Origin of the sequence: Bacillus sp. LM 4-2 (assembly GCF_000978495.1) — a bacterium.
GTDB classification, from domain to species: Bacteria; Bacillota; Bacilli; order Bacillales; family Bacillaceae; genus Bacillus; species Bacillus subtilis.
On the sequence record NZ_CP011101.1, the window covers coordinates 1,938,872 to 1,949,679 of the forward strand.

A 10,808-nucleotide genomic window follows, 5' to 3' on the forward strand; every position below is an offset into this window, starting at 1 on the left:
GGTTTCATTAGTGAAAACTGAGCATATCAGCAATCTCTTGCAGGGCGTCCTCGGTCAGTTCTTGATCATCATAATCGCTGATCGTTTTTTCTGTTTCGCTTTTGTTCTGGCAGTGTTCGATCATCTGTAATAAAAATTGACGGCATGTTTCGCTAAGCTGTTCGATGGTTTTGTGCTGAAAACGGGTAGTGTCATAAGTCATATTGACAGTTATTTTCCCTTCTGCAGCGATTGCACTGATATCCAGCGACTGTTCACGGTTCCATGTTGTGCTGATATCACCTCCGGCACCAAGCGGAGAGAATGAGAAGGCGTCCTCCTCAGGTACTTCAGCTGAGCGGCCGCTTTCAAATTGACCAAGATAATTAAAGCTGATTTCTGGTGCACCTGTGAAATTAATGTCTTTTTTGCCAGGAGGCGTCAAATATTTGATGACACCGTAGCCGAATCCTTTGTCAGGTACACGTCTCAGTGTATCTTTTGTTGTTTTTAGCACATGAACCATGTATTCTTCCGAATCTGGCAAGTCTGCGTTCAATTTAACCAATAACGGATAAATGGCGGTAAACCATCCAACCGTTCGGCTCACATCTATTCCTTCTAATACATCCTCTCGCCCGTGGCCCTCTAATGATAGTTTGAAGGCGGATTGATTGGTCCAATGGCGCAGCGCAAGAATGACAGAAGCGAGCAGCATGTCCTGCGTATCAGTGTTATATGCGCTGTTGGCGTCTTTTAAGAGTGCTGCTGTCTCTTTCTCGTTTAAGGTAAACGAAATCGTGGACCGTTGTCCCTCGTGTGCTCTAGTTCCATCAATGTGATCAAAAGGCAATGCCTCTGTTTGATACTCTTCGGCTTCGCGCCAATACTTGAGCTGTTTCATGAGCTGCTGGCTTTCAGCGTAGTCAGAGAGCTTTTTCGTATACGCTTTAAATGAGCTTGTTTTAGGCGGCAGTTTGATATCCTCCCCGCCAGCAGCTTGTCGATACCCTAAAGCCAAATCTTCAAGCAGAACCCGCCATGAGATGCCGTCAACGACAAGGTGATGAGCCGATAAAAATAAGAAATCACCGTCAATTGTGTGGAAAAGACCGGCTTGCAGCAGCGGACCATTCTTCAAATCCATTTTCTGCTGAATATCAAGTACATGGCGTTTGATAATAGGCTCATACGCTCTATTTCCATCAGTGCATAAATCAATCATCTGAAGGCCGTACAACGCGTCGTCCGAATGACTGAGCGGCCGATTATATTGATCCCACTTTTCTTGTTCATTCTGTGTAAACACCATTCGCAGCGCATCATGATGACACGTTATTGCTTTTAACGTTTTTCGCAGTGCGTCTTCTTGTACAGAGGTGCTTCGATGCAGCATTACGGACTGATTAAAATGGTGTTTTTCTTTTATATCTTGAGAAAGAAACCATTTTTGAACAGGCGACCATTGTACGTCTCCCTCAACCGCAGCTTGGCTGGAACTTGTATCTGAATCACGGATATAAGCTGCCAATTCTTGAATGGTCGGATGGCTAAACAAATCTTTCACTGCCATTTGCTTGCCTATCCGGTGAAGCCGCGCAGATACCTGTAACGCTTTGATTGAATCTCCGCCAAGTTCAAAGAACGAATCAGCTGTTCCGATCTTTTCTGCCCCCAGTACTTCTTTCCATATATCTGCCAGTATTTGTTCCATTTTGCTGGCTGGCGGGAGGAATGGACGTTCACCTTCGTGGTTGTATACAGGTTTTGGAAGTGCTCCGCGATCCAGCTTGCCGTTTGGTGACAATGGAAGTGAGTCCAGTTTTTCAATAAACGCAGGGTGCATAAACACCGGCAGCTTGTTTTGTAATTCTGAGCGTACAGCATTTGTGCTCAACTCTGGTTTTGTCACCACATAAGCACTTAATTCGGTTTGTCCTGACGCTGTTTCATGAGCAACTACTGCGGCGTCTTTTACACCATTTATACACCGGATGACCGATTCAATTTCTTTCGTTTCTACACGGTATCCTCTGATTTTGACTTGATCATCGATTCTTCCGAGATATTCGAGTGTACCGTCGGCCATCCATCTGGCGGCGTCTCCTGTTCGGTACATTCGTGTTTCGGGTTTAAATGGATTCTGCGTGAATGCTCTCTCTGTCAGTTCTGGAAGATTGACGTACCCTCTTGCAAGCCCTGTTCCTGCTATACAAAGCTCTCCCGCAACACCGATTGGCTGAAGCTGATGATTGCTATTTAAAATCAGCACTTGAGTCCCGTCAATCGGCTGGCCGATGCTTACGTATGCCTGCTTTTCCATATGTCTCATGACGGTAGTCGCCACGCTGTTTTCTGTCGGTCCATATTCGTTGGCGAGTTCGGTATGCGGACATATAGCTAAGCTGCGGTCGATCAATTCGCGGTCAGCCGCTTCTCCCGCCAGTGTGACGACTCTAAGCGTCTTTACATCTTCCGGCTGCACTACGTCCAAAAGCGCTCGATATAAAACAGGCACAATAATCATATGTGTAATCCGTTGACGAGACAGCTGATGCTTAATGGCCAGAATATCCTTCGCTTCCTCTTCATGAAGCAAAACGGCTTTTGCACCTGACAAAAGCGGTGTAAACATACTAGTTATAAAGCCGTCAAATGAGAAAGAAAAGAGCTGCAGAATGGTATCTGTCTCGTTGAATGCATAAGCGTTTCGCCGCCACTGAAGAGTGTTGGCAATCCCTTTATGCTCGACCATTACCCCTTTTGGACGGCCCGTCGTTCCAGAGGTATAAATGATATAGGCCAAATGATGAGCAGACGACATTTGCGGCAGCGGCGATTTGTCATATGCCTCCGCGCTTTCTATCGTCAAGATCTCTCCTTCAAAGTCAGCAAGTACTCCCAGATCCGCTTCATTTATTGTCATCAGCAGTTTCGTTCCGCTGTCGCTGAGGATATAGCGTTTCCGTTCTTTCGGGTATTCAGGATCAATGGGAACGTAACAGCCTCCGGCTTTCCACACACCAAGTATGGATGCTATCATACTGAACGAACGATGCATCATGATGCCTACTGGTGTGTCCGGCTTAACACCACGGCTGCGCAATGCACGTGCGATTCCATTGGACCACTCGTCAAGCTCCTGATAAGTGAGTGTTTTGTCTCCGCTGACAAGTGCAGAAGCTTTTGGTGTTCGTGCAGCTTGCTGCTCAAACAATTGACTGATTGTTTGAACTCCGTATTGATTCGCTTGCCCGGTGTTAAACTCATTAAGTAGCTGGTGCCGCTCTTCTTGGGTCAGGATGTCGATATGGTTGAGTGTCACCTTCGGGTTTTTGCCGATGATGCTAAGTACATTTGTTAAATGCGATGCCCAGCGTTCAATGGTGGTTTTCTCGAACAATGCGGTTGAATATTCAAAAAGGAAATGAATGTTTCCGTCGCCCTCAGATGCCTGTAGTGTCAAATCGAATTTAGAAACGAGATGAGAAACTTGTGCCGGCTTCATTTGCAAATCATGAAGATGCAATCGCTCGTAATCATTATTTTGAACAACTAACATCGCATCAAACACTGGATTTCGGCTCATATCCCGTGTCAATTCAAGCTTATCGACAAGCTCTTCGAACGGGTAATCCTGATGCTCAAAGGCTTCCAATGCTGTCTCACGCACTTCCTGCAAATACTGTACGAATGGCTTCCCGCCCTCCGGGCGCGTCCGAAGCGCCAGCGTGTTCACAAACATGCCGAGTATCGGCTCAAGATCCTTGTGCGGCCGGCCGGCAATTGGCGAGCCGACGATGATATCTTCCTGTCCGCTTAAGCGTGACAAGAACGCGGTGTAAGCCGCAAGGAGCACCATGTACAGTGTGCTTCCGTTTTCTCGTGCCAGCTTATGAAGGCCTGATGTAACCTCTTGATCCAGCGTAAATGAGACCTTGTCACCCGCGAAGCTTCGCACCGGCGGGCGGGCATGATCAGCCGGAAGATCCAGCACAGGCAGCTCGCCCTCGAGCTGCTTCAGCCAGTACGCCTCCTGCGTTTTGTACGCGTCTCCTGTTTTGAATCCTTCTTGCCATACGGCATAATCTTTATATTGAATGCGCAGCGCCGGAAGCTTCCGATTATTGTACAGCTCGCCGAATTCTTGAATCAGAATGTTGACGGAAACACCGTCTGAAATGATGTGATGCATATCAACCAGCAACAGGTGCCGCTCATCTGATACCTTTACGATTTGGGCACGGAACAGCGGCGTTTGGCTGAGATCAAACGGTTTGATAAATGCGGCTGCGGCCTCCTGTTCGGTTCGTTCGCCGAGAACTGTAGTCTGTAACGTAAACGGCACCTCGTCATGGATGCGCTGCACCGGATCGCCTCCTTCGTCCTGTTCGAAGGCGGTTCGAAGCGACTCGTGGCGCTTGATCAGCTCTTGGAAAGCTCTGTCCATCCTTTCAGGGTTGAGCTTCCCTTCGAGCTCTAACACAGCCGGCATATTGTAGCCTGTCCCTCCGTCCTCCAGCTGCTGAAGGACATAAATCCGCTTTTGGGCAGAGGAAACCGGATAGGTTTCCTGTTTTTCAGCGGGCTTAATCGCTTCATATGGACTGTCCGTTCCTTCACGGATAACGGCAGCCAGTCCTTCTACTGTCGGATGGGCAAACACATCTTTTAGCGGCACCTGTACATCGAATTCTTTGGCGATCCGTGAGACAAGCGCCGTTGCTTTTAAGGAATGCCCCCCGCGGTCAAAAAAGTTGTCGTGAATCCCGACAGGGCCATTTTTCAGCACGTCCTCCCACAGCTGAGAAAGCTTCATCTCAGTCACGTTTCTCGGCGCTGTGTAGGTCTCCGCATCTGCCGCTCCGCCAGGAGCTGGCAGGGCGTTTCGGTCGAGCTTTCCGCTTGGCGTAACTGGCCACTGTTCCATCTCTATCATATAGGCTGGGACCATGTAGCCCGGCAACAGTCTCTCAAGCTGTGCCCGCACTTCGTTTCTTTGGAGCCCTTCTATATAAGCGCATAATTCCGGCTCCCCGCTGTCTGTCCGTACGGTAACAGCCGCCTCTCTTACGCCTTCTATGCTTCTTAGTGCTGCTTCAATTTCTCCCGGTTCAATCCGGTAGCCGCGGATTTTCACCTGATCATCCAACCGCCCGAGGAATTCAATATTCCCGTCAGGGAGCCAGCGCGCAACGTCTCCTGTTTTGTACATGCGTTCCCCCGGGTAAAACGGGTCTTCAAGAAAACGCTCCTCCGTTAATGCCGGCCGATTCAAATAACCTCTGGCAACACCCGCTCCGGCAATGTATAGTTCGCCGATACATCCAACAGGCAGCATCCGCTGATTCTGATTCAGGATATATAATCTGACATGATGAACAGGTTTTCCAATTGGAATCCGTTCAAGTTTTTCATGTGGCGGACAATCAAAGAATGCAGCTTCTACGGTTGCTTCCGTTGGCCCATAGGAATTGGTTATTGAAACATTTGGAAGCAACTCGTAAAATCGGGAGACAAGATGGGTCCCCAGCTGTTCTCCCCCAGAAAACACTCGCTTGAGTCTGTTTGTCTTAATCAGTACAGAGCGATATTTTATATGTTCTAAAAATGCATGGAGCATTGAAGGCACAAAATGCATAGCTGTGATCTTTTGTTCTTCTATGGCCTTCGCGATCACTTCAGGTTCTTTTTCGCCTCCCTGAGGAAGCAGATAAACAGAAGCTCCGGCATAAGGCCACCAAAACAGCTCCCATATTGAAGCATCGAATGAATATGATGTTTTGTGCATAATCATATCTGAATGCTTTAGCTGATAGCGGGACTGTAGGGAATTCAAAAAATTCACCGCTGATCGATGTTCAATTTCAACACCCTTAGGCATCCCGGTAGAGCCGGATGTATAGATGACATAGGCTAAAGATTGCGGGAGAACATCCACATTCGGATTGGACAAACGATGTGCCAGTCCGCTATTTGTCTGATTGAGATAGACAATCTCTCCTGTAAATGCCGGAATATGAAGGCTGGCAGACTGAAGCAGGAGAATGTTTGTACCGCTGTCCTCCAGCAGAAAGCTGATTCGTTCTTCCGGATAATCCGGGTCGATGGGCAGATAAGCGCCGCCAGCTTTAAGAATGCCATAAATGCCAAGCAGCATTTCAGGTGAACGCTTTCCTATAATGGCAACAGTCGTTTCGGGTTTTACCCCCCGTCCAATTAGCTCCCAGGCGATACGGTTAGCCTGTTCGTTCAATTCTTTATAGGTCATCACTCCATCTTCGAAGATAACGGCCGCCTGATCAGGCGTTTTTGCTGCCTGCTGTTCGAGTGCATAGTGGAGCGTTTGATTCATTGAATAGCCCGTCTCCTCAAACGGATGGCATGATTCAATGAAATCTCTCTCTTCTTCTTTTGTTAAGATTGGAATATCGTCCAATTCTGTTTCAGGACTGGCAGCTGTATGTTCCACAAGCGTGGTGAAAAGGCTGGCCCACCTTTGGATGGTTTCTTTCTCAAACAAAGCTGTACTGTATTCAAACTGACAGAAAAGCTCGGAATCATGTTCTGTAACGTATAGGGAAATATCAAATTTTGATATTGGGTGCTCCAAGTCGTTCCACTGAAGCTGTACATCATTCATTTTTAGCTTTTGCTGTTCCATATTCTGAAGGACTAGCGTTGTGTCAAACAAAGGATTCCGGCTCATTTCCCGCTGCACACCGAGTTTGTCCACAAGCTCTTCAAACGGGTAATCCTGATGCTCATACGCTTCTAATGCCGTCTGTCTGACTTCTTTCAGAAATTCCTCAAATGTCTTATTACCCGCTGGGCGTGTGCGGAGAGCCAGTGTATTGACGAACATCCCAAGAACAGCTTCAAGGTCGGCATGGGGCCGTCCGGCGATTGGTGAACCAATCACGATATCATCCTGACCGCTTAACCGAGACAAAAAGGCTGAATACAAAGCGAGAAGCGTCATATAAAGCGTGCTTCTGTTTTTATGGGCGAGCCGCTTTATGCGGGCCGTGATCTCTTTGTCCAATTGAAAGGTTACTTTTCCGCCTATGAATTGCCGTTCTGCCGGACGTCGTTTATCTGTTGGAAGCTCCAGTATAAGAAGATCCCCGCTAAACTGCTGCTGCCAGTAAGTCTCCTGCTTTTGGTACGAGTCTCCCTTTTTAAATTTCTGCTGCCATACGGCGTAATCTTTATATTGGATCCGCAATGGCTTAAGCTGCCGGTTTGCATAAAGATCGGTAAATTCTCGGATTAGGAGCTGAACGGATACACCATCTGAAATGATATGGTGCATATCCACCAGCAATACATGCTTCTCGTTTGACACTTCTATAAGGCCTGCTCTAAATAATGGCGCCTGGCTGAGATCAAAGGGACGGACAAATCCCTCGATAGTGGTCTCTTTACTTAACGTAAACGGCACTTCGGTGTGGATACGCTGAACCGGCTCGTCATCAGCTCCGGATACAAAGGAAGTTCGAAGCGGCTCATGCCGACTGATCAGTTCTTTGCATACAGCAGACAGTTTGGCGACATCCAGTGCACCTTCCAGTTCTAAGACCGCAGGCATGTTATAGGCGACACCCTCATCAAGCTGTTGAAGCACATAGATTCGTTTTTGGGCCGAAGATACAGGATATGTATCCCTTTTTTCTGCTGGTTCAATTGCTGCATACAGATTTTGTTCTGCCTCTCGAATAATTAAAGCTAATTCTTCAACAGTCGGATGAGCAAAGATGTCCTTAAGTGAAACTTGCACATGGAATTCCTTTGCGATCCGTGACATAAGCACTGTTGCTTTTAACGAGTGACCGCCATTGTCAAAAAAGTTGTCTTGGATGCCTATATGTCCATTCTTTAGCACATCTTCAAATAGTTGCGAAAGCTTTGCCTCTAACAGATTTCGAGGGGCAGTATATGGGTTTCCGCTGATTGAAGCATCTGGCTCCGGAAGTGCTGCGCGATCTACTTTTCCGTTTGGGGTAAGAGGTATGCTGTCAACCCATATCCATTTCGCCGGAATCATGTATTCTGGGAGCTCACTAGCCATATAACTGCGTAAATCTATTGCATTCAGCTTTTGTACACTGCAATAGTAAGCGCATAATTCATGTTCACCGTTTTGATCTTGCCAGATGAGAATGGCAGCCTCACTAATGTCCGGATGATTCATTAACGTGACTTCGATTTCTTGCGGCTCAATTCGATAACCTCTGATTTTCACTTGATTGTCTGCCCGTCCGATATATTCGATGTTGCCGTCTTCAAGCCGTCTGGCCAAATCACCTGTCCGGTACATGATCACATCAGGCTTGAATGGATCGGATGAAAATTTGTCGCTTGTCAGTTTATCGTGATTGACATATCCTCTGGCAACACTTGCGCCGGAAATATAGAGTTCGCCTGGTACGCCGCATGGCTGAAGCTGTTTTTGATGATTCAAAATATATAGATCAGTACAGCCTATCGGTTTACCGATTGGCGGAAGCTCAGGAATAGGGTCTCCAGGATGAATGGTATACGTAGATACCACATGAGTTTCTGAAGGTCCGTAATGATTGTGCAGGTGTATGCCGCGTTCACGCAACACATCTTGGAAAAGGTCTGAAATCATTAATTGTTCCCCGGCTGCGATCAGGTGTTTGACGCCATCAGGAAACGAGTTCGCAAGTTCTCGCTCGCTGAAAATCATTTTGATAAAAGCAGTTGGGAGAAACACAATATTCGTCTGATGCTTGTTTATAAATGCAAACAGCTGAGGCACATCTCTTTTTATGGCTTCTGGCACGATGTGCAGTGTGCCGCCTTTTAGAAGCGCAGAAAATATTTCTTGATAGCAGACGTCAAAGGAAGGCGTCGCAAATTGCAGAACATCTGCTTCAAAGTCAATGCCGGAGTGAGTATATTCGAACTTCAGCAAGTTAGCCATGTTTCGATGCTCAAATTGAACACCCTTTGGTTTACCTGTTGTGCCTGATGTATAAATCATATACAGCAGCTCGTCAGCATTGTTGACTGACTTTATGTTACTGCCGTCTACTTTGCTTTCGATATCTTCTGGATGAGTGATAATGTAATTGTCTTCTAACGATGAGGAAAGATGCGCTTGTGAAACAACATGCGAACAGCCGCAATCATGCAGAATATAACGGATTCTGTCAGCCGGGTAATGCGGATCAACCGGAACAATGGCGCCGCCTGCCTTTAAGATACCAAGAACACCTGTGATAAACGCCGCTGAGCGTTCCATCATAATCGCAACGGGTTCCTGTCTCACAACGCCTTTCATTCGTAAATGCCGTGCCAATCTGTTAGCCGCTTTATTCAGTTCTCTGTATGTTAATGAGCAGGCTTGATCAATTACAGCATGAGCATCTGGTGTCTTTTCCGCTTGCTTTTCAAACATGGCATGGATGGTTTCGTAAACTGGTGTTTGATCTGTGATTTCTCCAATCAGCTGCCGCTTTTCAGTATCTGTCGTGATATCGATTTCTTCAGGTGGAAGATTCGGATTATTTAAGATTTGTGATACAGCATTCAGAAGATGCTCTTTGACAGAGAGCACAAAAGACCGATCGTGCTGCTCCGCATCATAGTTCATTTTGATATGAATTTCTTCCCCTGGCGCCACCATAAGATAAAAGCTGTAGTTGGTTTCATCTGCGACAGTGAAATTATGAATTTGAAAAAGATCAGAAGCATGTTCCTGTTTGTTCAGCATTTGAATCTCTTGCTGCACCGGATAGTTTTCAAATACGAGAATATGATCAATCAGCCCTTGCTTAACAGCTGAGCGGGATTGAATCTCATACAAAGGGTGGTAGCTGTACGCTTCAGCGGCAAGACGGTCTTTTTGCATATCTTTTATAAGTTGAAGAAATGGCGTTTTTGCCCCCTGCACCCGAATCGGCATCGTATTAATGAAAAGACCTACCATATGTTCAATGCCTTCGATTTCTGCGGGTCTTCCTGAAATGACAGAACCGAATACGGCGTCATCGTTATTATTATATTTTTGTAGCAGAATGCCCCAAATGGTATGAAAAATCGTACTGAGTGTCACTTCTTCTCTAGCAGCAAGCTCTGAAAGCCTGCTGCTTTCTTCCTTAGAGAATGAAAATGTAACGTGTTCCTGCCTGCTTCTTCCCTTTGTTTTTTTCTGCTTCGGGAGCACGGTTTGCTGTTCATGGCCGGAAAGATAATGGTCCCAATAAGAAACCGCCTGCTCTTTGTCTTGCTCCATCAGCCATTTGATATACTTTCCGTATGGCTGGACCGGCTCCAATGTTATAGGGGATGCATTTACATAAGATGCGTAAATATGCAGAAACTCCTTTAGCACAATGCTGAGGCACCAACCGTCCATCATGATATGATGAAAGGTCCAAATGCAAGAGTACTGGCTCTCTCCTGTTTGAATCAGAGCGATGCGCATGAGCACATCCTTTTGCAAATGAAACCCCCGGTCCCGGTCCTTTTCTTTCCATTGCTCGATAAACTGTGATTGCTCCGCCTCGTTTAAATGAGTAATGTCTTCTTCCAGGACGATGATATTTCGTTCTCTCAGAACAACCTGCTGGGGGGAGGAAACATTTTGGCTGATAAAAATCGTTCTGAAAATATCATGTCTTTCTACAAGAGCGTTGATGCTGTTTTGAAAAAACTGCGGGTTGACTTTTCCTTCTATTGTAAAAGAAGCTTGCTCAACATACGCCTGTGAATCTTTTTGCAGGAGGGAATGGAAAAGCATCCCTTCCTGCATGTAAGACAGCGGATAAATATCCTGAATTGAATTCGCTTTTGTCATG

General features: G+C 46.5%; 1 protein-coding gene. It reads right to left on the bottom strand.

Annotated features, from left to right (window positions below; all coding sequences use genetic code 11):
* Positions 1–7: 7 nt before the first annotated feature.
* A complete protein-coding gene (gene ppsD, locus bslm_RS09560) occupies positions 8–10,807 on the bottom strand; it encodes a plipastatin non-ribosomal peptide synthetase PpsD (RefSeq protein ID WP_052728186.1) in 10,800 nt (3,599 codons plus the stop codon).
* Position 10,808: the final 1 nt, after the last annotated feature.